We start from the raw sequence: 24,262 nt of genomic DNA, 5'->3' as shown, positions 1-24,262 counted from the left end.
GGCCTTGGGGGCCCCGGCCGCCCGTTTCGCAGGTCTCAGCCGTCCGCGGAATTCCAGGTCACCGGGAGCGCGCGCAGCCCGCGCATGATGAGCCCGCCACGCCACCGCAGATCGTCCGGATCCTCCGCGAGCCGCAGCCCGGGCAGCCGCCGCAGCAGGGTGGCGATCGCGGTCTGGGCCTCCAGCCGGGCCAGCGGGGCACCCAGACAGTAATGGATGCCATGGCCGTAGCCGAGGTGCTGGTTGTCCCGGCGGGTGAGATCGAGGACGTCCGGCTCCGCGAACCGCTCGGGGTCCCGGTCGGCCGCGGCGAGCACCACCAGCACCGGCTCTCCCTCGGCGATGCGCTGCCCGGCGAGGGTGAGCGGCTCGGTGGCGAACCGCCAGGTGGCGATCTCCACGGGTCCGTCGTAGCGGAGCAGTTCCTCGACCCCGGCGGCGAGCAGCCGCTCGTCCCCTTCTTCCAGGGCCCGCTGCATGAGGGCGCGCTGCTCCGGATGGCGCAGCAACGCGTAGACGCCGTTGCCGATGAGATTGACGGTCGTCTCGAAGCCGGCGAAGAGAAGGATGAAGGCCATGGCCGCGGCCTCGTTCTCGGTGAGGTGCTCACCGTGGTCGCCGGCCCGGATCAGCCCCGAGATCAGATCCTCCCCGTCCCCTTCTTCCCCGCGCTCCGCGAGCTCCAGGCGCTTGCGGTGGATCAGCTCGCCCAGATACGCCCGGATCCTCTTCACGGCGCGGGCCACTCCGCCGCGCGGGCCGCCGCCGTGCCGGATCATCGCGCCGGCCCAGTCACGGAAGTCGTCCTGGTCCTCGCGCGGCACCCCGAGCAGATCGCAGATGGCGTAAATAGGGAGGGGGAAGGCGAACTCATGAATGAGATCCGCTTCTCCCCTCCCTTCGAAGGCGTCGATGAGCTGATCGGTGAGGGTCCGTACCCGGGGGGCGAACGCGGCCACCCGCCGCGGGGTGAACGCCTTCGACACCAGCCGCCGCAGCCGGGTGTGGTCGGGAGGGTCGATATTGAGCAGATGTGTCATCAGCTCGGCGCGCCGTTCGCCCGGGATGCCCACCTTGCCCTTGGCATGGGCCGCGGCACTGTGCCGCTGGGGGTTCTTCGAGAGCCGGGGATCGGCCAGCGCCCTCCGGGCATCGGCGTAACGCGTCACCAGCCAGGCGTCCACACCGCTGGGCAGCGTGGTCCGGTGCACCGGGGCGTGGTCGCGTAGCCAGGCGTACGCGGGGTAAGGATCGCTGGCGAACTCCCAGGTGAAGAGGGTGGGAGCGGAGCTGTCACGGGGCTGTTCCGACACCCCCCGACGATACCGGCGCGGGACCGCTCTCTCCCGGCCCGCCGGAAGTAACGACAAACAAGAGAAATAAGGGAATAAGCAGAACAAAGAGAATAAGAGAGTCATGAGCGGGATGAATGTCTAGCGGAATTCCCAATTCATCTCCACATACCCTTCACCGCCCACGCACAGCCGGGGTCGAATGCCCGGATATCTGATGGCTGGGGCCGCCGTTCGGCGGATGCCCGCGCCGCCCCGTTACGAGCCCCCGGGACATGCCCTGACGTCGGTCAACGCGGTGAACTGACGGTGTGGCTGAAACGACGTCAGGTGAACGAATGGGACTGGGGCACATGCACGGGGCCCAGTGATACCGGTGATACGATCACCGCGCTTGCCAGGCGAGCCAAGGGCGCGTAAGACACACGGCGATCCGGCGCATCACGCCGAGAGGATCCCCACTCTGAGGAGCATTATGCCGCCAGTCGGGCATACGGAGCCGTTCCGGCGCACCGACGCCTGTGCGCTGCCGTCGGCAAGACGAGTGCGATGTCCCCGGAACCCGCGGGCGCCGTACGGGCGCTGACTTACCGCCGCCCCGACCATTCCAGACGCATAACGCAGCACACCTCCCTAAAGTCCCTGGCGGTCTAGTCGTTTAAAGAGAGTCTCAATGACGCAATATCTACAGGATCCAGCGCTCTGGGCCCTGATCGCTGGCACGCCTCTCGCCGCAACCGCCATTATCCGCGGGCGAAAGGCGCGAGCGAATCTGCGCCAGGAGAAGGCGGAGCTAGAGAAACGCGCGGCCGACCTCGAGAACAATTACGCCGAGGCGGTACAGGAGGCCCACAATCGCGCCGAAGAGGCCACCAAGAGCGCGCTGAAGTCCGCCATGCGTACCCTTCAGGGCCTCGCCAACGAGCAGCAGCTGGCCATCTCCAAGACGCAGGACAAGTACGGCGAGCACCAGCTCCTCCAGGACCTCCTGGAGATCGACCACATGAACTCGCAGTTCGGTCGGCGTGCGCAGTCCATCGCGGTGCTCTGTGACGGCTGGCTGGGCCGGCAGCGAGCCGTCGCCTCGGTCTACGACGTGGTGCGCAGCGCCAAGGGCCGGATCCGTCACTACACCCGGGTGGAAATCCGCTCGCAGAGCAATTTCGCCCTGGTCAGCCGGGCCGTGGAACCGGTCGCGCTGGCGCTGGCCGAGCTTTTGGACAACGCGACCAGTTACTCCGCGCCCGACTCGCCCATCGACATCACCATTCGCACCGTCCCCAAGGGCGTCTGCGTCATCATCGACGACGCCGGCGTCGGTATGAACGAAGAGGAGAAGAACCGGGCGGACAAGCTGCTCTCGGCCACGCACGCCACCGGTGTAACGGGACTGGGCAATCCGCCGCAGTTCGGTTTCGCGGTGATCGGTGTGCTCGCCGCGCGCTATGGCTTCACGGTGTCCGTCGATTCGGCCTCTCCGTACGGTGGTGTTCGCGCGGTCGTGCTTCTCCCCGAGGACCTTCTGACCAATATGCCCGAGCCGGAAGAGCAGCCGACGACCCAAGCTCCCGCAGCGGCCGAGCAGCCGGAGCCGAGCGGTTCCACCATGACCAGTTCCACCGTGGGCGGTTCCACCGCCGGGGGCCTGCCCAAGCGCCGCCGTAAGGGCGCGATTTCCATCGTCCCGAGAGCGGACGCCACTGCCGCGGCCCGGACGAGCGAGGAAACCGCATCGATCATGGGCGCGTTCCAGCGCGGCACTCAGTCCGGCCGCTCAGCAGCAAACCCGAACAGGGAAGGGCATGATCCTCAGTGAACAACGACCTGTCATGGATGCTTGAGAGCGCCCTGGAAGTACCAGGGGCTCGTCATGCGATCCTGGTTTCCGCCGACGGTCTGCTGATGGCCCGTTCTCAAGAGGTCAAAAAGGACGAGGCCGACACCGTCGCGGCGGCGATGAGCGGCATCCAGTCGCTGAGCCGCACCATGGCCGGCTTCTGCGGTGGCCCCCATATGACGTGGCGCCAGACCCTGGTCGAGTTCGACGGTGGCTGGGTTTTCCTCATCTCCGCGGGTGAGGGCGCGTATCTGGCGGTCTCCTCGGCGCCGGATGTCGACATGGCCGACATCACCTTCCGGATGCAGCAGCTCGTCGGGCAGCTCGGCAAGGCGCTGACCACACCACCTCGCGAAAACACCGGAATTCAGGCATGACGGCGCCAGGCGAGCAGGAGCCCGAATCCGCTCAGTTAGTGCGACCGTACGTCATCACCAACGGTCGAGGGCTTCCGGAGAACGACCAGTTCAACCTGATCACGCTGGTCACCGCCTCCGAAGAGAGACCCCCCAGCCATCTCGACCCGGAGAAGCGCGGGCTCCTGGAGCTGTGCTCGGGTGGTTATCTCTCGGTCGCGGAGATAGCCGGACACATGGGACTTCCGATCGGCATCGTGAAGGTTCTGCTGTCCGATCTCTCCTCGGACGGATACCTCGTCACCCGCGCACCCGCGCCTCCCGCGCAGCTTGTCGACGTTTCGCTCCTTCAGGAGGTGCTGGATGGGCTCCAGGCCCGTTTCGGATGATGACGTCTATCTGAACGAAGCGGTGCAGATCGCGGCCAAGATCCTGGTCGTGGGGCATTTCGCGGTCGGAAAGACGACGTTCATCGGCACCATGTCCGAGATTCCTCCGCTGCGCACCGAGGAGCGGATGACTCAGGCCGGAGCCCATGTCGACGACCTCATGGGCACCCGGGGCAAGACCACGACCACCGTGGCCATGGACTTCGGCCGACTCACGCTCAGCGACAGACTTGTCCTGTATCTCTTCGGCACACCCGGACAGGAGCGCTTCGTCCAGGTGTGGGAGGACATGACCCGAGGCGCTCTCGGGGCACTGATCCTCGTCGATCCCGAACGGCTCAAGGAATCCTTCCCGGTGATCGACCTGGTGGAGCACTACGGACTGCCCTATGCGATTTCCGTCAACCACTTCGACGGCACGCCGGACCGCCCCGACGACGAATTGCGCGAGGCGCTCGACCTGCTGCCCGAGACCCCGATCGTCACCTGTGACGCACGTGACGAGAAGTCATCGGCCAACGCGCTGATAACGCTTGTCCGTTACCTACAGGAACGTACCCGCTAGGAGCACCTGATGAACATGCAATCGGATTTTCCGGCGGCGCCACCACCCGGCTGCCCCGCCCATGGCAGTGGCAAGCGGGTGCCGCTGTACGGGACGGAGTTCGCCGCCGATCCGGGTGCCTACTACACCTATATGCGCTCGTACGGCCCGACCGCGCCGGTGGAACTCTCCCCCGGCGTCGAGGCCACGCTGGTCACGGACTACTCGGCGGCGCTCCAGCTGCTGCAGAACCCGGACACCTTCCGGAAGGACTCGCGCCGCTGGCGTGAATACAACGAGGGCAAGGTCTCCCGGGACAATCCGGTCGTCCCGTTGCTGGAGTACCGGCCGAACTGCATGTTCACCGACGGCGCCGAGCATATGCGGCTGCGTCAGGCGGTGACCGACAGCCTGGCCCGGGTGGACACGCATCGGCTGAGCCGCCATGTCGAACGCGTCGCGGAATATCTGATGGACCAGTTCATCTCCCGCGGCTCGGCCGATCTGCTCAACGATTATGCCAAACTGCTGCCGCTGTTTGTTTTCAATGAGCTTTTCGGATGCCCGGCGGAAATTGGTGACCGGGTCATCTTCGGCATTTCCGGGATATTCGACGGAATCAATGCGGAGAAGGCGAACGAGGTACTCGGCCAGAGCGTCGGCGAACTCGTCGCATTGAAGCGCAAGCAGCCCGGTGACGATGTCACGTCCTGGCTTATGCAGCACCATGCCCAGCTCAATGATGAGGAAATGGCTCATCAGCTGGTGCTGCTGCTGGGTTCCGGTGCCGAGCCGCAGCGGAATCTCATTGCCAACGCGCTGCTGCTCCTGCTCTCGGACGAGCGGTACGCGGGTGCCGGGCTGCTGGTCGAGGACGCCCTCGACGATGTGCTGTGGAACAGCCCGCCGATGGCCAATTACGCTCCGCATTACCCGGTTACCGATGTGGACTTCGCCGGGACGCGGCTGCGGGCGGGCGATCTGGTACTGGTGTCCATCGCGGCCGCGAACAGCGACCCCGCGCTGTCCGCCTCCCGGCAGCAGCTCAGCAAGCGCGCTCACCTGGCATGGAGCGCAGGTCCGCACGCCTGCCCGGCCAAGGACACCTCTCAGCTCATCGGTGTGGTGGCCATCGAAAAACTGCTCAACAGGCTGCCGGACATCGAACTCGCGGTGCCCGAGTCGAGCCTGACGTGGCGCCCCGGCCCATTCAACCGAGGGCTGACCGCACTCCCTGCCCGATTCACTCCGATACGTACGGATAAACAGCCCGTTACACAGCAACAGATCCCCACGGGCGAGCATCGCGCCCACGCCCAGAATAAGCAGGAGAAGGGCGGCTTGTGGAGTTCGTTCCTCTCGTGGTGGAGGGCGTGATCTAGGTCACATCGGGAACCCATTTCATACCGCATGAATGTTCAAATGAACGGGTAGGCAGTGTTGCGCAATTTATGTTGGCCAAAATCTAAGAGGAGCTGTCGTGAGGTCTCCCGCCGCCGACGACATCACTGTCGGTCGACGATCAGCGGTTTCACTCATATCCCGACCGCACCCCCACCCCCGCGGCCAATCGAACACCTACCCTAATTTCGCGGAAGCACACGCGATGGGAACCCAGATACCCGCCCCCCGGGGCGGGTATCTTCTCGTGGTACGGAGGCACCGGGTATCCCCACCGCCTAAACCAAAACAGCCGTTCCTCTCGATTCAGCGGGAGGTCCGATGAACGGTTTCCATTCGGGTGAGGCACTGCTCGGCGACCTCGTCACGGGCCAGCTGACCCGGCTGTGCCACGTGGCGGGGCTGAGCGAGGCCGATACGGCCGCGTACACAGGGGTGCTGATCGAGAGCCTGGGGGCCACGGCCGGACGGCCGCTGGCGCTGCCGCCCCCGTCGCACACCTTTCTCTCCGACGACCACAGCCCCGTCGAGTTCTCCCTGGCCTTCCTGCCGGGCCAGACCCCGGACCTCCGGGTGCTGGTGGAGCCGGGCTGCTCCAGCGGGGACGACCTGGCGGAGAACGGCCGGGCCGGTCTGCGGTCGATTCACGCCATGGCGGACCGCTGGGGGTTCTCGACCGACCAGCTCGACCGGATCGAGGACCTGTTCCTCCCCTCGTCCCTTGAGGGCCCGATGGCCCTGTGGTGCGCCCTGGAGCTCCGCCCCGGCGGCGTCCCCGGGGTCAAGGTCTACCTCAACCCCTCGGCGAACGGCGCCGACCGGGCCGCCGAGACGGTCCGCGAGGCGCTGGCGAGGCTGGGCCATCGGCAGGCGTTCGACTCGCTGCCCAGGGCGGAGGGCTTCCCGTTCTTCGCCCTGGACCTCGGCGACTGGGACGCCCCGCGGGTGAAGGTCTACCTCAGGCACCCGGGGATGTCCCCCGCCGAGGCGGGTTCCCTGCCACGGATGACCCCCGCACCGGGCCGGGAGGGGCTGGAGGAGTTCTTCCGCACCGTCGGTGACTTCCCCGCCGGGGACCTCGCCGACGACGAGGGCGCCGACCGGCTCACCGGGCGCCCCGCCCTCACCTGCCACTCTTTCACGGAGACGGCGACCGGGCTGCCCAGCGGATACACGCTCCACGTGCCCGTCCGCGGCTATGTCCGGCACGACGGCGAGGCGCGGGAGCGGGCCATGGCCGTACTGCGCAGCAATGGCATGGACAGCGCGGCCCTCGACCGGGCGCTGGCCGCCGTGAGCCCGCGTCCCCTCGGCGAAGGCGTGGGCCTGATCGCCTATCTGGCACTGGTCCACCAGCGCGGCCGGCCGCGGCGGGTGACCGTCTACGTCTCCTCCGAGGCGTACGAGACCCGGCCGCCCCGCGAGACGGTCCCCACCCGTGACCGGGTGCGGGCTCGGCTCTGAACTCCGCCGGGACACCGCACGCCGAGCACGCCGAAACACCGAACGACGAACAGACAGGAGCAGGGGCAGCGTGGAGCCGTACAGGATCAAGGTTGTCGAACCGATACCCGTCACCACAAGGCAGCAGCGCGAAGCGGCGCTGAAGCGCGTCAACTACAACCTCTTCGACCTGCGCGCCGAAGAGGTGACCATCGACCTGCTCACCGACTCGGGCACCGGGGCGCTGTCCGCCGCCCAGCTCGCCGCGGGGATGGCGGGCGACGAGTCCTACTCGGGCTCCCGCTCGTTCTACCGCTTCCACGAGACGGTCACCGAGCTCACCGGTTACGCCCACATCCTCCCCGCCCACCAGGGGCGCGCCGCCGAGCGCGTGCTGTTCACCACCCTGCTGGAGCGCGGCGACCTCGTGCTGTCGAACACCCACTTCGACACCACCCGGGCCAATGTCGAGCTGAACGACGCCGAGGCGCGCGACCTGCCGTGCCCCGAGGCCAAGAACCTCGACAGCACCGACCCGTTCAAGGGCAACATCGACCTGGACGCGCTCGCCCGGACGCTGTCCGGACCCGATGGCTCCCGAGTCGCCGTGGTCGTCATGACCATCACCAACAACGGCGGCGGCGGCCAGCCCGTGTCCATGGAGAACCTCAAGCGGACGGCCGCCCTGTGCCGTCAGCACGGGGTTCCGCTCTTCCTGGACGCCGCCCGGTTCGCCGAGAACGCCTGGCTGGTCACCCGCCATGAGCTGGGCTACCGCGACCGCACCCCGCGGCAGGTCGCGGAGGAGGCGTTCCGCCTGGCGGACGGCTGCATGATGAGCGCCAAGAAGGACGGCATCGTCCACATCGGCGGCTTCATCGGTACCAACGACCCGGAGCTCGCCCAGAAGTGCGAGCTGCTCCTCATCGCCACCGAGGGGTTCGCGACCTACGGCGGTCTGGCCGGACGCGACCTCGACATGATGGCGCAGGGGCTGACCGAGGTGACCGAGCCGAGCTATCTCGCCGAGCGCGCCGAGATCGCCTCCCACCTCGCCCACCGGGTCCGCGCCGCGGGCGTGGACATCGTCGAACCGCCGGGCATGCACGCGCTCTACCTCAACGCCGGGCGGTTGCTGCCGCACATCCCGCCGCACCACTACCCCGGCCACGCCCTGGCCTGCCAGCTCTATCTGGAGGGCGGCATCCGCTCGGCCGAGCTGGGGTCGCTCTATCTCGGTGAGGAGGACGAGCACGGCAACCCGATCAAGAGCGCGCCGTACGAGCTGGTCAGGCTCGCCCTGCCGCGCCGGGTCTACACCCGCAGCCACTACGACCACGTGGGCGAGACGCTCGCGAAGATCGCCAAGAACGCGGACCAGGTCTACGGCTTCCGGATCACCGACCAGTCCCCGATCCTGCGCCACTTCCGCGCCACGCTGGAGCCGGTGCCCGTCAGGGGCTGACCTCCGCACGGCCGCACGCACGGCCACGGGCACCACCACACGCACGACCGCACGCGCGGGCCCGGCACCGGACACCACTGATGCCGGGCCCGCGCCGTACGTACGTCTCGCGCGTCTCGCCTCGTGCGCCTCAGCCGTTACCGAACGAGCCGCTCCTGCCCTCGCGCCAGTTGGGCCGGTCCTCGGTGCCGCGCTTGCCGGAGTCGCGGGTCCCGGGGCCGCCCAGCTCGGACGGGAACCGGCGGCTGCCGTCCCGCCGCAGCTCATCGGGCTCGCGGTGCTGGGTGACATAGCCGACGCTGTCCTCGTCGTCCTGATGCCCCGGGCCATGGCCCGCCGCCCGCGCCTCGTGGTCGGTCTCCTGGGCCTTCTGCCAGGAACCGGCGCGGCGTTGCGGCTGCTGGGGCGGGGCCGGCTCACGGGCCCGTAGCCGTATCCCCCACCACACGGCCCCGAAGCACAGGATCACGACCACCAGCCCGACGATGAACGGCCCCGTCCCGACCAACAGGTCCCGGGTCACGGCGAGATCCTCGGTGTACGTATCCATGCCGGCCGGGTACCCGGACCCGTCCGGATATCACTCCGCCCCCCTCGGCATCACACCCGGCTCCGCGTCACCGCGCCGCGAGCCCCTCCGCCGCCCGGATCGCGTCACGGTAGGCGCGGGCCGCCGCGCGCAGCGCCGCCTCCGGGTCCACGCCCTCCGCCTCGGCCCGCACCGCGAGCGCCAGCAGCTCATAGCCGATGCCCGCCCCGTCCGGCAGGGCCACGTCGAGCCCGGCGGTCCGGGCGCGGGAGGCCAGCTTGGCGGTCAGCGCGAGCGACGGCTGGCCGAGCGGCACCCCTTCGGTGACCGAATCGCGCCGCTTCTCGGCCGCCTTGGTCCGCAGCCAGTGGCGCTGGACGTCCTCCGGGGTCTCGGCGGCCTCGTCGCCGAAGACATGCGGATGGCGGTGGATCAGCTTGTCCACGATGCCGCCCGCCACATCGTCGATCGAGAACGGGTGCTCGGGGTCGTCCTGGGCGATCCGGGCGTGGAAGACGACCTGGAGCAGCACATCGCCGAGCTCCTCGAGCAGCGCCTCGCGGTCGCCCTCCTCGATGGCCTCGACGAGTTCGTACGCCTCCTCGATGCCGTACTTCACCAGCTCCTCGTTGGTCCGGGTGCCGCTCCACGGGCACTCGGCGCGGATCCGGTCCATGACCTGCACCAGATCGAGCAGCCGCGCGCCCGGCAGATCGTAGGAACCGGGCAGCAGCTCCAGGTCCGGCATCGCCTCGCGGCCGGATCCGGCCAGCCGCGCCAGCCCGTCGGTCAGCTCCGACTCGCCCTCGGCGGAGGTGATCACGACGGCCGTGCGGCCGCCGTCCGCCACGCAGTAGTCGACCAGTTCGCGCGCGCCCGGCGCGCCCGGCTCCACCTCGACGCCCGCGTCCCGCAGATAGGGCAGCTGCGGATGGTCCGGGTCGCCGGAGAGCACCCGGTCGGCACCGCGCAGCGCCTGCCAGGCGGGCCAGGACAGCAGCCCGGGTGCCACCCGGTGACTGGTGGTGAGAAGGACGATGCGCCCGGTGGGAGCGGCGTCGGCGGGGGCGGGCGAGTCAGGTGCGGTCACCCTTGCAACGTAACTTACGCCTGCTCGGGGGTACCGCCGGAGGTGCGCAGCCAGGCCTCCTTGGCCAGGACGGCGGTGCCCTGGGTGTTGTCCCACTTTCCGTAGCGGGGGTTCACCCGGATGTCGAGCGCCTTGGAGGTCTGGGTGAACACCTCATTGACCTTGGAGGTGCCCAGCTTGCGCAGGAGCGCGTTGCGCGTGAGGTCCATCCGGACCGCCTCGTCGATCCCACCGGGCGCGATGCCCTGCTGGAGATACAGGGCGCGCAGGGCGGTGGCGCCGCCGCTCTGCTTCTCGGCGGCGGAACGGGCGCGCTGGACCTCGCGGCGGCTGGGGCTGATCCCGTTGTCCTTACCGGCCCGCTCGATCACCCGGAACTGGATCATCCGGATCAGGGTGTCCTGGCTCAGCCGGCCGCTGCCCGCGACCATCTGGGCCGCCCTCGGGTCGCTGCTCTGAGCCTGCCGGACGGCCTTGACCTGCGTCTGGAGCTGGGACACGGTGATCCGGCCACCGTCCAGGACCGCCGCGGCACCGGGCCGCGGGGCGTCGCCGCACGCGGTGATCAGCGGTGCGGAGAGCAGCAGCGCGGACGCGGCGGAGACGGTGAGCGCAGTACGGCGGCGGATCATTGAGCCTCCCGGCAGAGATCGTGCGGCGCGACAAACGATCTGGCGTTGATCGATGGTATGGAGTCGGCGCGGCCTAGGCCACTGATTGGACAACGATTCACCACGGTCTTGGTCAGCCTCCTGGCCGACGCTGCCCTCCGCGAGCTAGCGCGCGGGCAACTTCGTGCCGGGACAGCCGCCCAATACCCGCCGCATCGCGCCCTTCTCGGCCCCGGTCACCCACAGCCCGTACCTCTTCTTCACCGCCACCTGGTGCGCCACATAGTCACAGCGGTACGCCTTGTTGGGCGGCAGCCAGGTCGCCGCGTCGCCGTCGCCCTTACGGCGGTTGGCGGAGGCGTCCACGGCGATCAGATTGAGCGGATCGTTGGCGAACCGCAGGCGCTTGTCCCGGTCCCACTTCTGGGCGCCCTTCTGCCAGGCGTCCGACAGCGCGACCACATGGTCGATGTCCACCTTGCTGTGGCCCCGGACGAACCGGACATCGCGGCCGGTGTACGGATCGTCGGTGAGCGTGCCCGAGGCGACCAGGCAGTGGCCGTCGCGGAACCTCACGTCCTCCAGGTCCCGCTTGAGGATGTCATCACGGGTCCCGCAGCCGTTGTCATCGGTGTCCACCCACGAGCTGCCGAACTCGCTCCGCTCGTAACCCGTCTTCGGCGCACGGCCTTTGACTGTGAGCGAGGACACAGCCGCCAGGGCCGAGCCGGACGCCGCGGGCCGGCTCGGACCGCCTCCGCCCTCGTCAGCGCCCTTGCCGTCCTGGTCACCGGCCTCGCAGCCGCCGACCGCCAACAGCGCGGCCAGCACCGCCGCGGAACTTCGCATCGGTATGCGAAACCGTCCCCGCAACCTTCCCGCCCCCTTCGCGTATCTTTTCGCACAGACCGCCCACACGATAAGGACCCTGGATGGACACGGCCGCAACCGCTCCGCCCGGCACCGGCGCCGAGGGGGCGACCGCCGTCCTCAGGGGGCGTACCCGGCTTCTCGCGAGGGCAGGCGTACTGCGGCGGCCGCGGGCCGATCCGTACTGGCTGGCCCTCGCCCTCTTCGCCGCCTTCACGGCGCTGTCGGTCTGCCGCTACCGCCGCATGGCCACCATGTCCTGGGACCTGGGCATCTTCGAGCAGGCGATACGGGCGTACGCGCACTTCCAGGCCCCCATAGCCGATCTCAAGGGCCCCGGCGCCAATATCCTCGGCGACCACTTCAGCCCCATAACGGCCCTGCTCGGCCCCGTCTACCGGGTCTTCCCCGGCCCGGTCACCCTGCTGGTCGCGCAGGCGGCGCTGTTCGCCGTCTCCGCCGTCCCCGTCACCCGCGTCGCCGCCCGGCTGCTGGGGCGCGGCCGGGGGCTCGCGATCGGCATCGCCTACGGGGTGTCCTGGGGCCTCCAGCGCGCCGTGGACTTCGACTTCCACGAGATCTGCTTCGCCATCCCGCTCATCGCCTTCTCCCTGGAGGCGGTGATCCGCAGGCGCTGGTACGCGGCGCTCCTGTGGGCCGCCCCGCTGGTGTTCGTCAAGGAGGACATGGGCGCCACGGTGGCCGCGATCGGCGCGGTCGTCTGGATCCGCGCCCGGCGCGACCCGGAGCGCGGCCCCCGCGCCGTCCCGCTCGCCGTCGCGCTGATGGGCTTCGGCATCGCGGTCTCGGCGCTCGCGCTCGGCGTCGTCATCCCCGGCTTCAACGGCGCCGGCTCGTACGACTATTGGGACAAGGTCGGCAGCGGCGGTGACCAGACCGGCACGATCCCGTTCGGCACCGCGCTGCGCACCCTGCTGTGGATCCTGCTGCCGACCACCGGGCTGCTGGCGCTGCGCTCCCCGCTGCTGCTGGCCGCCGTGCCCACCCTCGGCTGGCGCTTCCTCTCCCATGACGACCACTACTGGGGCACGGACTGGCACTACAGCGCGGTGCTGATGCCGGTCGTCCTGCTGGCCCTGGTGGACGCCCTGGACCGGGTCCGCGACACCCACCGGCCCTGGCTCGCCTCGTACGCCCGTCAGCTGCCCGCCGCGGTGTGCGGCGCGGCCCTGGCGCTGTCGTCCTCCATGCCGCTGTACGGCCTCACCCAGGGCGCCACATACGACAAGTCCCCGCAGACGCGGGCGGTGGAGCGGCTGCTGGACCGGATCCCGGACGGGGCGACGGTGGAGGCCAACGTCGGGCCGATAAGCCGGCTCACCAGCCGCTGCCGGGTGCTGTGGGTCGGCGCCACCCAGGACATACGGCCGGACTACATAGCCCTCCAGGAGCCGCCGGAGCGCACCGAGCGCGAGGTGATCGAGTACGCCGGGCAGCTCCATCCGGGCAGCTCGTACACGCCCGTGGGCTCCACCTCCGGCTACTTCGTCCTCAAGCGGGGCTAGGGGGCTAGGGGGTCCGGCGGATCTCGGCGCCTGCGGCGGGCTGGTTCCCCTCCCCGCCCCTTCCCTCAACTGGGGCTCCGCCCCAGACCCCGCTCCTCAATCGCCGGAGGGGCTGGAAGGTGGGGTTCCGCCCCAGCCCCGCTCCTCAATCGCCGGAGGGACTGGAAGGTGGGGTTCCGCCCCAGCCCCGCTCCTCAATCGCCGGAGGGACTGGAAGGTGGGGTTCCGCCCCAGCCCCCCTCCTCAATCGCCGGAGGGACTGGAAGGTGGGGTTCCGCCCCAGCCCCGCTCCTCAATCTCCCCCAGCTACCGCTGGGAGGTGCCCCCTGAGGGGCTGGAAGGCATGGGCTTCGGGGAGATCAGGGCGAACGGCGCCCCCTGGGGATCCTTCACCAGCGACATCCGGCCCGCGACCATGTCGTACGGCGGGCGGAGGACCGTGCCGCCCTCGGCGGATACTTTGGCCGAAATACGGTCGGTGTCCTCGACGGCGAAGTAGACCAGCCAGTGCGGGGGCACCTCCGGTGGCATCCCCTCCCGCAGCGGCTGGAGCCCGCCGACCGTGCGGCCGTCGACGGAGAGCGCGAAATAGCCCTCGGCGCCCTCGTCCTCCATGGGGGTCGACTCCACGCCCAGCGCCTCCGCGTAGAAGGCCGAAGCCGCCTCCCGGTCGGTGGTGTTGAGCTCGTTCCAGATCAGCGTCCCCGGCTCGTTGACGAGGCCCGCGCCGGTGAAGCCGAGTGGCTGCCAGACGCCGAAGACGGCCCCCAGCGGGTCGGCCGCCACCAGCATCCGCCCGAGGTCCATCACATCCATGACCGGCATCAGCACGGTGCCGCCGGCCCGGCTGATGGACTCCGAGGTGGCCTGGGCGTCGGCGGAGCAGAAGTAGGTGGTCCAGACGGTCGGCGGCGGGGCTTCCTCGCCCACCGACCGCGCGGACATCACCCCCGCGACGGGCTTGCCCCTCAGGGTCCAGGTCGCATAGCCGCCGGTCTCCGGAGGGCCGACCTCTCCCTCCCAGCCGAACAGCCCGGAGTAGAAGTCGAGGGCAGCCTGTTGGTCGGGGACCATCAGATCGATCCAGCAGGGCGTTCCGGGCTGATAGGACATGACTTCGGGCATGGGGCCGCCTCCGTATCGCCACTTCCGGCCGTGGGCGGCCGGTACGGGATGCCCCCATGGCCCATTCTCCTCCGGCCCGGGCGTCACGCCACTCGGCGCGGGCCGCTACCGCGCGCACCGGTTCGCCGACGGGCGGTGAACGCGGCACACGGCTTCCCGGCCGCGGCACAAAGCAGCCGTTGGCAAAGCAGCCGATACAAAGCCGGGCGGCGGCCGGCCCGAAGGCCGACCGCCGCCCGGCGGTGGTGAGAAGAGGGTGTGTCAGGCGCCGTCGACGGCGCTTCCGGCCACCCACTGGCTCCAGTCCATGTTCCATCCATTGAGGCCGTTGTCCGGCTGGACGGTCTTGTCCTTGGAGTTCTTCACGATGACGACGTCACCGACCTGGGAGTTGTCGTAGAACCAGGCGCCGTCCGTGTTGGGGTCGCCCGCGCCCTTGGTGTCCGACAGACCGACACAGCCGTGGCTGGTGTTGACGTTGCCGAAGATGGACTTGGCGCCCCAGTAGTTGCCGTGGATGAAGGTGCCCGAGGTGGACAGCCGCATCGCGTGGGGCACGTCCTTGATGTCGTACTCGCCCTTGCCGTCGTCGTCCGTGAAGCCGACCGTCGCACCGTTCATCCGGGTCTCCTTGAACTTCTCGGAGATCACCATCTGACCGTTGTAGGTCGTGTTCTCGGGGCTGCCGGCCGAGATCTTGATGGTCTTGAGCAGCTTGCCGTCGCGGACGACCTTCATCTCCTTGGACTCGGCGTCCACCGTGGAGACCTGGGAGCGGCCGATCTTGAAGTTGACCGTCTTCTCCTGGACGCCCTTGACACCGGGCGACGCCTCGACGCCGTCCAGGTCCAGCTTCAGGGAGACGTTCGAGCCCGCCTTCCAGTAGTCCTTGGGGCGCAGGTCGAGCCGGTTGCCGCCGAACCAGTGGCCGACCACCTGCTGGCCGCTGCTGGAGGTGACCTTGATGTGGGACTCGATGTCCTTCTTGTTGGTCACCGCCTTGTCGAACCGGATGGACACCGGCATGCCCACGCCGACCGTGGAGCCGTCCTCCGGCGTGAAGTTGCCGATGAAGCTGTTGGAGGGCGAGACGGTGGTGAAGGACGAGTTCTCGGTCGCCTTACGGCCCTTGGAGTCCTCGGCGGACGCCCTGATCTTGTACTGAGTGGCCCGCTCCAGCTGCCCACTCGGCTTCCAGGACGTCTTGTCGGGCGATATGGTCCCGGCCACGGTGTTGCCGGTCGCCGCGGACGTCATCGTGACGGAGGTGAGCTTGCCCTCGCTCACCGTGACCTTGGTGTCACTGTTGATGCCCGCGTTCGTCGCACCGGCCTTCGGCGTGATCTTGATGTGGGCGTCCGACGCGTCCTTGGCCGCCGCCTCGTCGACCTGCGACTGCGACTTGTGCCCGTCGTTCTTGGCGTCGTCGCCGCCGCCATCCCCGCCGCACGCGGCGAGAGTGAGTACGCCGCCGAGCACGGCGGCCACGGCCACCAGCCCCTTACGGCGCTTGCCGTCCGTCATCACACGCTTCTCCATTTGACCTGGATCTTGATCTGGACCCCAGAAACCCCGGACCTGCCCGATAAGAACGCCTGTACCTTTTGGCCGGTTCCACGGAAGAGTAAAACTGTGGGCAAGACCACTTAGCAAAGGCGCCAGTCAAGCGTAAGACCCTCCGGCACCCGGACCCGCACGGCTCAGCCGTCTTCGTCGCCCGGAATCCGGCCCTCCGGGCTCAGTCGTCCTCGTCCAGGTCGGCGAAGGACCCGGACCACTCGGCGGAGCGAGGATCGTAGTCGACGTGCTCGCTGCTCCAGGACGCCTGGGCCAGTTCGACCCCCGGCACCTCCTCCACCAGCTCGAACGGCTCGATCAGATAGGCCAGCGCCTCGGCCTCGTCCGACTCCACCATGCGGTGCGCGCGGCCCCGCTCCTCGGCGGCCATGGACTCGTCAACGTCGATCCGCTCGTACGCCGCACGCCGTAGCCGGTCCGCATCGGCGATCTCGACTACGAGCTCCACCCGAAGCCGGACAAAGCGTGATGTCTCGGTACTCGTCATGCGACGGAGGTTAGGGGGCCGACCCGTCTCGCTTCCGCACGACCCGCAGTTGTCACTACGATCGGCGCACGGGGTCAATTTGCCGCAGCCTCAAGGAGGATGCCGTTGAACGCACGCCGACCGCTGCTGACCGCCGCCGCTGCCGGTTCGCTGCTGTGCGCCCTGTGGTTCGTCCCGTCCGCCAACGCCACCGTGGAGGACCCGGGATCGTCATCGGCGCCCTCGCGGACCTCCGAGGGCTCGCCCGGGTCCGGGCCCAGGACCGAGGCCGTACCCGACGGGGATCTGGCCGACACCGGCAGTGTGGACGTCACCCCGTACCTCTTCGGCGGCACGGCCTTCCTGGGGCTGGGCGTGGCGATGGTGACCGCCTCCGTGCGGCGCACCCGCCCGGAGGCGTACTAGCCCCTTGGCCCGGGGGCACAGGCGGGCCCCCGGCCCGGTTCAGTCCACCCGGTTCAGTCCAGGGGGCCGGTCACCGACTCCACGGCCTCGATCAGCTCACCGGATCGTACGAACGCGTCCGCCGCCGCCAAGTCGGGCGCCAGATACCGGTCCTCGCCCGGCCCCTCGACGCCCGCCCGGCGCACGGCCGTCAGCACCGCCCGGCTCGCGGGCGCGGGCTCCAGACCCTGGCGCAGCTCGATGCCCCGGGTGGCGGCGACCAGCTCGACGGCCAGGACGCGGGCCAGGCTGTCGACCGCCGTACGCAGCTTGCGCGCCGCCGACCAGCCCATCGAGACATGGTCCTCCTGCATCGCGGAGGACGGGATGGAGTCGACCGAGGCGGGCACCGCGAGCCGCTTCATCTCGCTCACCAGCGCGGCCTGGGTGTACTGAGCGATCATCAGCCCCGAGTCCACGCCCGGGTCACCGGCCAGGAAGGGCGGCAGGCCGTGGGAGCGGTTCTTGTCCAGCAGCCGGTCGGTGCGGCGCTCGGCGATCGAGGCGAGGTCGGCGGCCGCGACGGCCAGGAAGTCCAGGACGTACGCGACGGGCGCGCCGTGGAAGTTGCCGTTGGACTCCACCCGCCCGTCGGGCAGCACCACGGGGTTGTCCACGGCGGAGGCCAGCTCGCGCTCGGCGACCAGCCGGGCGTGTGCGAGGGTGTCCCGGCCGGCGCCGGCGACCTGCGGGGCGCAGCGGATCGAGTACGCGTCCTGGACGCGCGGCGCATCGTCCTGGTGGTGCCCGGTGAGCCCCGAACCCGCCAGTACCCGCAGCATGTTGGCGGCGCTGGCCGCCTGCCCCGGGTGGGGGCGGATGGCGTGCAGCTCGGGCGCGAGGACGCGGTCCGTGCCGAGCAGCGCCTCAAGCGAGAGGGCGGCGGTCACATCGGCGACGGTGAAGAGCCGGGCGAGGTCGGCGCAGGCCATGATCAGCATGCCGAGCATGCCGTCCGTGCCGTTGAGGAGCGCCAGGCCCTCCTTCTCGCGGAGCTCGACCGGCTCGATGCCGTGCTCGGCCAGCAGTTCGGCGGCGGGCCGCACGGTCTTGTCGGGCCCCTCGGCCTCGCCCTCGCCCATCAGCGCCAGGGCGCAGTGGGACAGCGGCGCCAGGTCGCCGGAGCAGCCCAGCGAGCCGTATTCGTGCACGACGGGGGTGATCCCCGCGTTGAGCAGCGCGGCCATCGTCTCGACCACGACGGGCCGGACGCCGGTCCGGCCGGACGCGAGCGTCTTGAGCCGCAGGAACATCAGCGCCCGCACCACCTCGCGCTCGACCCGCGCGCCCATGCCGGCGGCGTGCGAGCGCACGATGTTGCGCTGGAGCTGGGCGCGCAGCTCGGGGCTGATGTGGCGCACGGCCAGCGCGCCGAAGCCGGTGGAGACGCCGTAGACGGGCTCGGGCTTGGCCGCGAGGTCGTCGATCACCTGCCGCGCCGCGGAGATGGCGTCGAGCGCCGCCTCGGAGATCTCGATCCGCGCGGTGCCGCGGGCTACGGCGATGACATCGTCGGCGGTCGTTCCGGACGTTCCCACCACCACAGTGTGCATATCCATATTCAGGCACCCTAGAGAGTGAATCCCCGCCTGTCACCCTGTTGCCCGCTGCCTCCATCCCCACCCCGCCCCTTCCCGAACGGGGGCGACCCCCCGGCCCCCTCGGGACGGAGCCCCACGTTCAAGCCCCTCCGGCGATTGAGGAACGGGATTCGGGACGGAGCCCCACCTTCAAGCCCCTCCGACGATTGAGAAGCGGGATTCGGGACGGAACCCCACCTTCAAGCCCCTCCGACGATTGAGAAGCGGGATTCGGGACGGAACCCCACCTTCAAGCCCCTCCGACGATTGAGAAGCGGGATTCGGGACGGAACCCCACCTTCAAGCCCCTCCGACGATTGAGAAGCGGGATTCGGGGCGGAGCCCCGAGGGGGGCCGGGGGCTTGCCCCCGGGTTCGGGAAGGGGCGGGGTGGGGGAACTTGCCGCGCCGCAGTCCCGCGGGGCTCAGGGGCCGAGCCCGGCGGGGCCGGGTCCCGGACCCGTTCGGCCCCGGGGCGGAGCACCGGTGGGGGCCGGGGGCCTGCCCCCGGGATCGGGGAAGGGCGGGGTGGGGGCGGAACCCGCGGTGGGGGTTAGCGGCGGCCTCGGAAGCGGCGGCGTTCCGGGGGGTGGGCGGGGGACGTATCGGCGAGGCGGATCACCGCGTCCTCCGCACCGCCATCCCGGCCCGCCACAACCGGCTTCAGCGAGCGCGCCGCCTTCGCCCGGTACTGGGCCGCGTCCGCCAGGCGGAAGAGGCGGCGGGCCGACGGCACGGGGCCGATCGGATCGCCCGTGGAGGCGATCCCGCAGGCCACCCCCTCGCCCAGCTCCAGCTCCGCCGCCCGCCGGCACAGCTCGTCGGCCACCCGGACCACCTCGTCCGCCGGGGGCCCGACCCCCAGCAGGCAGAACTCATCGCCGCCCAGCCGGGCCACCAGCGCCCCGGGCAGCATCGCGCCGCATATGGACAGCAGTGAGCCGAACCGTTCCAGCAAGCGATCGCCGACCGCATGGCCGAGCGTGTCGTTCACCCGCTTGAGGCCGTTGAGGTCGCAAACGACCAGGCTCACGACCGTGCCGTCCGCGTGATGCGCCTCCAGCGCCTCGTCCAGCCGTATGTCCACCGCCCGCCGGTTACCGAGGCCCGTCAGCGGATCGGTGAAGGCGAGGCGGCGGGCCTCCTCCAGGCGCTCGGTCTGGGCCAGCCCGGCGGCGGTCACCGAGGCCAGCACGGTCGCGAAGTCGGCGTCGTCGCGGTCGAAGACGGGGCGCCCGGCCGGCCGGGCCACGTACAGCTCGCCCCACGCCCGCCCGTGCAGCACGATCGGGGCCACCACACAGCTGCCGCGCCCTCGCCGCCGCAGCGCGGCGACCCTTCCCCAGCTGCCGCTGGGCGGGGCCGAGCCGATGCCCCTGCCCACCCCCTCTGCCGTCTCGACCCAGGCGTGCGGCTCCCCGCCCGCGGCCCAGTGCTCATGCACGAATTCGGCGATCTCCGGGAAGTCGTGCACCGGGTACGACTCGTCCTCCGGCAGCCGCTCCTCGCCCGCCATCAGCTCGCCCACGTTCACCAGGACCCGTAGCCGTCCCCGCTCGCGCTCCCACGTCGAGATCGCCGCGAAGCTGCCGTCGAGGGCGCGGCGGGCCGCCTCGGCCGCCGCGCCCATCGACTCCTGCGGGGTGTGCGCCGCCGCCATCTCCTGAGCGAGCCGCACGACGGCCCGCAATCGTCCGTCGACCCCACCGGGCCGTCCGCCGATCTCCCCGTTGTCCGTCACGACGGCCTCGCATTCCTCACGGCCATGCATCGTTCGCTCTGCTCTCCAGCGTAAGAACGTCGAGAACAATCCGCTGCGGGCCGTTCACCCCGGGTATCCGAGCGAACGGTCACCCCCGGTGGCCGCTTCACTCCCCCCGGGCCGGGGCCACTCCCCGGATCCGGTCAACTTCCCCGGTCCGGGCCCGGTACTCCTGCCGTCCGGGATCACTGACCAGCCGCTGCCTCCCGGTCCGGGCCCGTCACTCCCCCGGCCAGTTCGCCGGACGCTTCTCGTTGAACGCGGCCACACCCTCCGCGCGGTCCCCGGAGAAGGCCACCGTCCGCCATGCCGCGTCCTCGACCTCCAGACCGGCCCGCAGATCCAGTCCCTGCCCCAGCCGCAGCGCCCTCTTGGCGGCCCGCACGCCGACCGGGGAGTTGGCGGCGATGCCCCGGGCCAGCTCCAGCGCCTCGGTCCGGTCCTCGCCCTCCGCCGTCAGCCGGTCCACCAGGCCCAGCGCATGGGCCTCCGCGGCGGCCACCCGGCGCGCGGAGAAGATCAGCTCGGCGGCGCGCGCGGCGCCCACCCGGCGCGGCAGCAGCTGGGTGCCGCCGCCGCCCGGGATCACGCCGACCGACACCTCGGGCAGCCCCACCACGGCGGTGGGGTCGGCGACGATCACGTCGCACGACAGGGCCAGCTCGAAGCCGCCGCCCAGCGCATAGCCGTGCACGGCGGCGATGGCGGGCATCGGCAGCTCCAGCACCCCGGTGTAGGCGGCGCGGGAGACCGGCCGGTGCCGCATCATGTCGGCGTCGGTGAGCGAGTTGCGCTCCTTGAGGTCGGCGCCCACGCAGAAGGCCCGCTCATGGGTCGAGGTCAGCACCACGGCCCGGACGTCACGGTCCTCGGACAGCGCCGCGCAGGCCGCCGCGATGGAGCGCGCCATCTCCGACGAGACGGCGTTCATGGCCTTGGGCCGGTCCAGCACCAGCTCGGCCACGAAGCCGTCCCTGCGGACCGCGACCCACTCCCCGTACCGCTGCTCACTCATCACGCCACCCTCCCGGTTAACGACCGTGAACGCACTGCCCGCGATCATTCCAGCTCCCGGGGGCGTGCGGAACCGGTGAGCGCCCGGACAGGCCCTAGGTGTGCTGTCCGGACAGGTTGGTGACGCGGCTGGCTGGGGTGTGGCCTCTGATTCCGGTGTGGGGTCGGTGGTAGTTGTACCAGTCCAGCCAGCCGGGAAACGCTGCCTGCCGTTCGGCTTCTGAGGTGTAGGGCCGCTGGTAGGCCCACTCGTCCAACAGGGTGCGGTGGAAGCGTTCGACTTTGCCGTTGGTCTGCGGCCGCCAGGGGCGGGTCCAGCGTGGGCTGATGCCCAGGTCACGGCAGGTGTCGCGCCAGGTGTGCTTGCTGTAGGCCCAGGCGTTGTCGGTCAGCACGCGCTCGATGGTGATGCCTTGGGCGGCAAACCAGGTGGTGGCGCGGGCCAGGAAGGCCGCGCAGGTGGCGGCGGTCTCGTCGGTCAGGTTCTCGGTGTAGGCCAGGCGGGAATGGTCGTCCAGGGCGGTGTGCAGGTAGGCGTAGCCGGTGCCGGTGCGGTTCTTGCGGCCGGCTGCCCGGCCGAGCGTCTTGTGGCCGCCGCCGTCGGGGATACGGCCGAGCTTCTTGACGTCGATGTGGACCAGTTCGCCTGGCCGGGAGCGTTCGTAGCGGCGGATGGGTTCGCCGGTGGCCCGGTCGCAGGCGGACAGAGGCGGCTGGCCGTGGCGTTGGAGGATGCGGTGTGCGGTGGAGGAGGCGACGGTGGTGCGGGCAGCCAGCCGCAGTGGGCCGATGTGGTGTTCGCGGCGCATCCGCAGCACCTGTTCCTCCACGGTGGCGGGTGTCCGGCGTGGTGAGTGGTGGGGGCGGCTGGAGCGGTCGTGCAGGCCCGCTGTCCCGTGGTGGCGGTAGCGGTGGGCCCAGCGGGCCGCGGTGGTGTGGCTGACCTGGAAGCGTTCGGCCGCTCGCCGCAGCGGCCATCCGTCCTCGACGACACACCGGGCCAGACGCAGCCTGCCAGTGGGGGTCAGCGGGGCGTTACGGTGGATCAACGAGGGCCTCCTGGGCATCGGTGCAGACTCGCAATCCACACCGAAACCAGAGGCCCTCGCCCCGTTCAAGCACCCCTCACGGCGCGTCGCCCGTCACCAACGTCCCCGGACAGCACACCTAGGCCTGCCCTAAGCGCCCTCGCTGAAATCCGGTGCGGTTCGGTTGCGCCCCGCAGGGGCGCGGGGCTGTGTCGATGCGCGGCTCCGCGGATGAACGACCGCACCTTCCGCCACGTCCCGCGGAGCGCTCAGCGGGCCCGCCGCCACCGGTTCAGGAAGCCCAGCAGGATCGACTGCTGCTTCTGCCCGTCCTCCGCCTGCTGCTCCGACTCCGGACCCGACCCCGGCCCGGTCGGGGCCTCGGCCGCGGACGCCGCGTCGGTGGCGAACGGCAGCGAGATCGGCGGGATGGGCGGCGGCGGAGGCATCCCCGGCGGCATCTCCTGCCGCTGGCCCGGCTGGCCCGGCTGACCCTGCGGTCCCGGCGGTCCCTGCGGTCCCGGCTCCCCCGGGCGGGCGGCGGGCGGCGCACCGCGCCGACTCCCCGGCCTGGGAACGGGAGCGAACCGCACCGGCAGCGTGATCACCCCCCGTACGAAGATCCCGGACAGCCACTTCAGCTCCTCGATCTCCCCGGCGAGCGCCAGATCGGGGATCCGGTCCAGCAGCTTCTCCAGCGCGACGGAGGCGATCAGCCGGGCCGAGGACCGGCCGGGGCACGCGTGGGCGCCCGCGCCGAACGCCAGATGGGCCCGGTTGCCCTGCTTGTGCGGGGATCGCAGCAGGGCATCCCGGTTGGTCGCCGCGAAGCTGATCATCACGGCGTCGCCCGCGCGCAACCGCTTCCCGGCGAGATTGGTGTCGTGGACCGGGAAGTAGAGCCCCATGTTGGCCAGCGGCGGGTCCGTCCACAGCACCTCGTCCAGGGCGTCCTCGACGAGCATGCTGCCGCCCATCAGCTCGCCCGAGAACCGCTCGTCGGTGAGCAGCACCCGCAGGGCGTTGCCGATCAGACCGGGCACCACCCCGGTCACCATCCCGATCAGCAGCAGCAGCTGTTCGACCAGCTCCTCATCGCTCAGCCGCGCCGGATGGGCGATCAGCCAGGAGGTGATGTCGGCGCCCGGCTCGCGCCGCTTGAGGTCGATCAGCTCGCGCAGCGCCGCGCCCGAGGTCCGGTCCCCGCCCGAGGGGTCCGAGCCGTCGATGAACGACGCGACGCCCCGCAGCAGCCGGTCCATGATCTCCTGCGGGCAGCCGAAGAGCTGGCTCGTCACCATGATCGGGACCAGTGCGCAGTACGTCCCGATCAGCTCGGCCTCGCCCGCCTCGCAGAACTGGTCGATCAGCGAGTCGGCGATGCGCTCGACATAGTTCCGCAGGGCGCTGGGTTCGATCCGGCCGGTGGTGTCCTCGATGGCGCCGCGCAGCCGCCGGTGCTCCTCGCCGTCCACGAAGTCGACCTGCGGCCGGGGCCTGATGACCTGCGGGGCGTAGCTGGACTCCGGCAGCAGGCCCTCGTTCCTGTCCCGCCAGTGGCGGGGGTCCTTGGAGAAGGTCTCCGGGCGCCGCATGACCTCCAGCGCCGTGTCGTACCCCAGGCACAACATGGCCGGTACGCCTCTGTCCAGCTCCACCGGCGCGAGCGGGCCGTGGGCCTCGCGCAGCCGCCGGTAGACCGCGAAGGGGTCCGCGCCGAACTCGGGCGCGTGGAGCGGTTCGGCACCGGTCTCCCCGTGGGCGGGACAGCCCGGCGGAGGTAAGGCGCCCGGACGCTGAGCACTCGAATCGTAAAGCTGGGTCACACGTGCTCCTGGACACCGCCGGGCCCACCCCGCGGGCGGACGCGGACGGTGCTACTTCGACGACAG

22 protein-coding genes are annotated in these 24,262 nt (G+C 70.3%); 9 read left to right on the top strand and 13 right to left on the bottom strand.

Annotated elements, in window-relative coordinates; genetic code table 11:
- Positions 1-35: 35 nt before the first annotated feature.
- Positions 36-1,313, bottom strand: coding sequence for a cytochrome P450 family protein (locus tag ACMTAK_RS29915; protein WP_413809050.1), 1,278 nt, complete (start codon positions 1,311-1,313; stop codon positions 36-38).
- Between the two features lie 652 nt (positions 1,314-1,965).
- Here ACMTAK_RS29915 and ACMTAK_RS29910 point away from each other — a divergent pair.
- From ACMTAK_RS29910 to ACMTAK_RS29880, 7 genes are all read left to right on the top strand, one after another.
- Positions 1,966-3,108, top strand: coding sequence for a sensor histidine kinase (locus ACMTAK_RS29910; protein WP_413809049.1), 1,143 nt, complete (start codon positions 1,966-1,968; stop codon positions 3,106-3,108).
- Entirely contained in the window at positions 3,105-3,506 is a 402-nt protein-coding gene (locus ACMTAK_RS29905) for a roadblock/LC7 domain-containing protein (RefSeq protein ID WP_037954446.1), read from the top strand. The genes ACMTAK_RS29910 and ACMTAK_RS29905 overlap by 4 nt, the downstream gene beginning before the upstream one ends.
- A complete protein-coding gene (locus ACMTAK_RS29900) occupies positions 3,503-3,874 on the top strand; it encodes a DUF742 domain-containing protein (RefSeq protein ID WP_044574205.1) in 372 nt (123 codons plus the stop codon). The genes ACMTAK_RS29905 and ACMTAK_RS29900 overlap by 4 nt, the downstream gene beginning before the upstream one ends.
- Positions 3,849-4,439, top strand: a complete 591-nt coding sequence (locus tag ACMTAK_RS29895; RefSeq protein ID WP_020870744.1) for a GTP-binding protein — start codon at positions 3,849-3,851, stop codon at positions 4,437-4,439. Before ACMTAK_RS29900 ends, ACMTAK_RS29895 begins: the two co-directional genes overlap by 26 nt.
- Before the next feature lie 9 nt (positions 4,440-4,448).
- Positions 4,449-5,795 (top strand): cytochrome P450, encoded by a 1,347-nt coding sequence (locus ACMTAK_RS29890; protein WP_413809048.1) that lies wholly within the window; start codon positions 4,449-4,451, stop codon positions 5,793-5,795.
- Between the two features lie 345 nt (positions 5,796-6,140).
- On the top strand, positions 6,141-7,283 hold the full coding sequence (locus ACMTAK_RS29885; RefSeq protein WP_413809047.1) for a tryptophan dimethylallyltransferase family protein: 1,143 nt from the start codon (positions 6,141-6,143) through the stop codon (positions 7,281-7,283).
- 70 nt (positions 7,284-7,353) lie between these two features.
- Positions 7,354-8,727, top strand: coding sequence for a tryptophanase (locus ACMTAK_RS29880; protein WP_413809046.1), 1,374 nt, complete (start codon positions 7,354-7,356; stop codon positions 8,725-8,727).
- Positions 8,728-8,857: 130 nt separating this feature from the next.
- Here ACMTAK_RS29880 and ACMTAK_RS29875 read toward each other — a convergent pair whose 3' ends face one another.
- From ACMTAK_RS29875 to ACMTAK_RS29860, 4 genes are all read right to left on the bottom strand, one after another.
- Positions 8,858-9,277 carry a DUF6479 family protein gene (locus ACMTAK_RS29875; RefSeq protein WP_413809045.1) on the bottom strand — a complete coding sequence of 140 codons (420 nt, stop codon included), beginning with the start codon at positions 9,275-9,277 and terminating at the stop codon, positions 8,858-8,860.
- A 67-nt stretch (positions 9,278-9,344) separates the two neighbouring features.
- Positions 9,345-10,346, bottom strand: a complete 1,002-nt coding sequence (locus ACMTAK_RS29870; protein ID WP_413809044.1) for a nucleoside triphosphate pyrophosphohydrolase — start codon at positions 10,344-10,346, stop codon at positions 9,345-9,347.
- Between the two features lie 14 nt (positions 10,347-10,360).
- Positions 10,361-10,978, bottom strand: a complete 618-nt coding sequence (locus ACMTAK_RS29865) for a SurA N-terminal domain-containing protein (RefSeq protein WP_413809043.1) — start codon at positions 10,976-10,978, stop codon at positions 10,361-10,363.
- Positions 10,979-11,122: 144 nt separating this feature from the next.
- Complete coding sequence (locus ACMTAK_RS29860; protein WP_413809042.1) at positions 11,123-11,806, bottom strand: HNH endonuclease family protein; 684 nt, start codon at positions 11,804-11,806, stop codon at positions 11,123-11,125.
- Between the two features lie 83 nt (positions 11,807-11,889).
- Between ACMTAK_RS29860 and ACMTAK_RS29855 the strand changes: the two genes are divergently transcribed.
- A complete protein-coding gene (locus tag ACMTAK_RS29855) occupies positions 11,890-13,353 on the top strand; it encodes a DUF2079 domain-containing protein (RefSeq protein WP_413809041.1) in 1,464 nt (487 codons plus the stop codon).
- A 306-nt stretch (positions 13,354-13,659) separates the two neighbouring features.
- On the opposite strand, the gene ACMTAK_RS29850 is transcribed toward ACMTAK_RS29855, so the two are convergent.
- From ACMTAK_RS29850 to ACMTAK_RS29840, 3 genes are all read right to left on the bottom strand, one after another.
- Positions 13,660-14,478, bottom strand: a complete 819-nt coding sequence (locus ACMTAK_RS29850; protein ID WP_413809040.1) for a VOC family protein — start codon at positions 14,476-14,478, stop codon at positions 13,660-13,662.
- Between the two features lie 261 nt (positions 14,479-14,739).
- Positions 14,740-16,017 carry a L,D-transpeptidase gene (locus ACMTAK_RS29845; RefSeq protein WP_413809039.1) on the bottom strand — a complete coding sequence of 426 codons (1,278 nt, stop codon included), beginning with the start codon at positions 16,015-16,017 and terminating at the stop codon, positions 14,740-14,742.
- Between the two features lie 199 nt (positions 16,018-16,216).
- Positions 16,217-16,543: a hypothetical protein gene (locus tag ACMTAK_RS29840; protein WP_413809038.1), complete on the bottom strand. Its 327-nt coding sequence runs from the start codon at positions 16,541-16,543 to the stop codon at positions 16,217-16,219.
- A gap of 99 nt (positions 16,544-16,642) precedes the next feature.
- Here ACMTAK_RS29840 and ACMTAK_RS29835 point away from each other — a divergent pair, with 99 nt between their 5' ends.
- Complete coding sequence (locus ACMTAK_RS29835) at positions 16,643-16,948, top strand: hypothetical protein (protein WP_413809037.1); 306 nt, start codon at positions 16,643-16,645, stop codon at positions 16,946-16,948.
- Between the two features lie 53 nt (positions 16,949-17,001).
- Here ACMTAK_RS29835 and hutH read toward each other — a convergent pair whose 3' ends face one another.
- The 5 genes from hutH to ACMTAK_RS29810 all read right to left on the bottom strand — a co-directional run bounded on the left by hutH (position 17,002) and on the right by ACMTAK_RS29810 (position 24,196).
- Positions 17,002-18,546, bottom strand: a complete 1,545-nt coding sequence (gene hutH, locus ACMTAK_RS29830) for a histidine ammonia-lyase (protein WP_262699012.1) — start codon at positions 18,544-18,546, stop codon at positions 17,002-17,004.
- 573 nt (positions 18,547-19,119) lie between these two features.
- Positions 19,120-20,226, bottom strand: coding sequence for a GGDEF domain-containing protein (locus ACMTAK_RS29825; protein ID WP_413813034.1), 1,107 nt, complete (start codon positions 20,224-20,226; stop codon positions 19,120-19,122).
- A gap of 322 nt (positions 20,227-20,548) precedes the next feature.
- Positions 20,549-21,343, bottom strand: a complete 795-nt coding sequence (locus ACMTAK_RS29820; protein ID WP_413809036.1) for an enoyl-CoA hydratase/isomerase family protein — start codon at positions 21,341-21,343, stop codon at positions 20,549-20,551.
- A gap of 94 nt (positions 21,344-21,437) precedes the next feature.
- Positions 21,438-22,391 (bottom strand): IS481 family transposase, encoded by a 954-nt coding sequence (locus ACMTAK_RS29815; RefSeq protein WP_413809035.1) that lies wholly within the window; start codon positions 22,389-22,391, stop codon positions 21,438-21,440.
- 248 nt (positions 22,392-22,639) lie between these two features.
- A complete protein-coding gene (locus tag ACMTAK_RS29810) occupies positions 22,640-24,196 on the bottom strand; it encodes a cytochrome P450 family protein (RefSeq protein WP_413809034.1) in 1,557 nt (518 codons plus the stop codon).
- Positions 24,197-24,262: the final 66 nt, after the last annotated feature.

This window comes from Streptomyces lacaronensis (assembly GCF_047337785.1).
In the GTDB taxonomy this organism is placed as follows: Bacteria; Actinomycetota; Actinomycetes; order Streptomycetales; family Streptomycetaceae; genus Streptomyces; species Streptomyces lycopersici.
The sequence above is the reverse complement of the archived record's forward strand: the minus strand, read 5'-3'. Positions and strand labels throughout refer to the sequence as shown.

Bases quoted from the DNA above. Each gene is read 5' to 3' on its own strand.
- ACMTAK_RS29910 (WP_413809049.1), top strand. From the start codon at position 1,966: ATGACGCAATATCTACAGGATCCAGCGCTCTGGGCCCTGATCGCTGGC.
- ACMTAK_RS29900 (WP_044574205.1), top strand. From the start codon at position 3,503: ATGACGGCGCCAGGCGAGCAGGAGCCCGAATCCGCTCAGTTAGTGCGA.
- ACMTAK_RS29895 (WP_020870744.1), top strand. From the start codon at position 3,849: ATGGGCTCCAGGCCCGTTTCGGATGATGACGTCTATCTGAACGAAGCG.
- ACMTAK_RS29890 (WP_413809048.1), top strand. From the start codon at position 4,449: ATGAACATGCAATCGGATTTTCCGGCGGCGCCACCACCCGGCTGCCCC.
- ACMTAK_RS29885 (WP_413809047.1), top strand. From the start codon at position 6,141: ATGAACGGTTTCCATTCGGGTGAGGCACTGCTCGGCGACCTCGTCACG.
- ACMTAK_RS29875 (WP_413809045.1), bottom strand. From the start codon at position 9,277: ATGGATACGTACACCGAGGATCTCGCCGTGACCCGGGACCTGTTGGTC.
- ACMTAK_RS29865 (WP_413809043.1), bottom strand. From the start codon at position 10,978: ATGATCCGCCGCCGTACTGCGCTCACCGTCTCCGCCGCGTCCGCGCTG.
- ACMTAK_RS29860 (WP_413809042.1), bottom strand. From the start codon at position 11,806: ATGCGAAGTTCCGCGGCGGTGCTGGCCGCGCTGTTGGCGGTCGGCGGC.
- ACMTAK_RS29855 (WP_413809041.1), top strand. From the start codon at position 11,890: ATGGACACGGCCGCAACCGCTCCGCCCGGCACCGGCGCCGAGGGGGCG.
- ACMTAK_RS29850 (WP_413809040.1), bottom strand. From the start codon at position 14,478: ATGCCCGAAGTCATGTCCTATCAGCCCGGAACGCCCTGCTGGATCGAT.
- ACMTAK_RS29845 (WP_413809039.1), bottom strand. From the start codon at position 16,017: ATGGAGAAGCGTGTGATGACGGACGGCAAGCGCCGTAAGGGGCTGGTG.
- ACMTAK_RS29840 (WP_413809038.1), bottom strand. From the start codon at position 16,543: ATGACGAGTACCGAGACATCACGCTTTGTCCGGCTTCGGGTGGAGCTC.
- ACMTAK_RS29835 (WP_413809037.1), top strand. From the start codon at position 16,643: ATGCCGTTGAACGCACGCCGACCGCTGCTGACCGCCGCCGCTGCCGGT.
- hutH (WP_262699012.1), bottom strand. From the start codon at position 18,546: ATGGATATGCACACTGTGGTGGTGGGAACGTCCGGAACGACCGCCGAC.
- ACMTAK_RS29825 (WP_413813034.1), bottom strand. From the start codon at position 20,226: ATGGCGGCGGCGCACACCCCGCAGGAGTCGATGGGCGCGGCGGCCGAG.
- ACMTAK_RS29820 (WP_413809036.1), bottom strand. From the start codon at position 21,343: ATGAGTGAGCAGCGGTACGGGGAGTGGGTCGCGGTCCGCAGGGACGGC.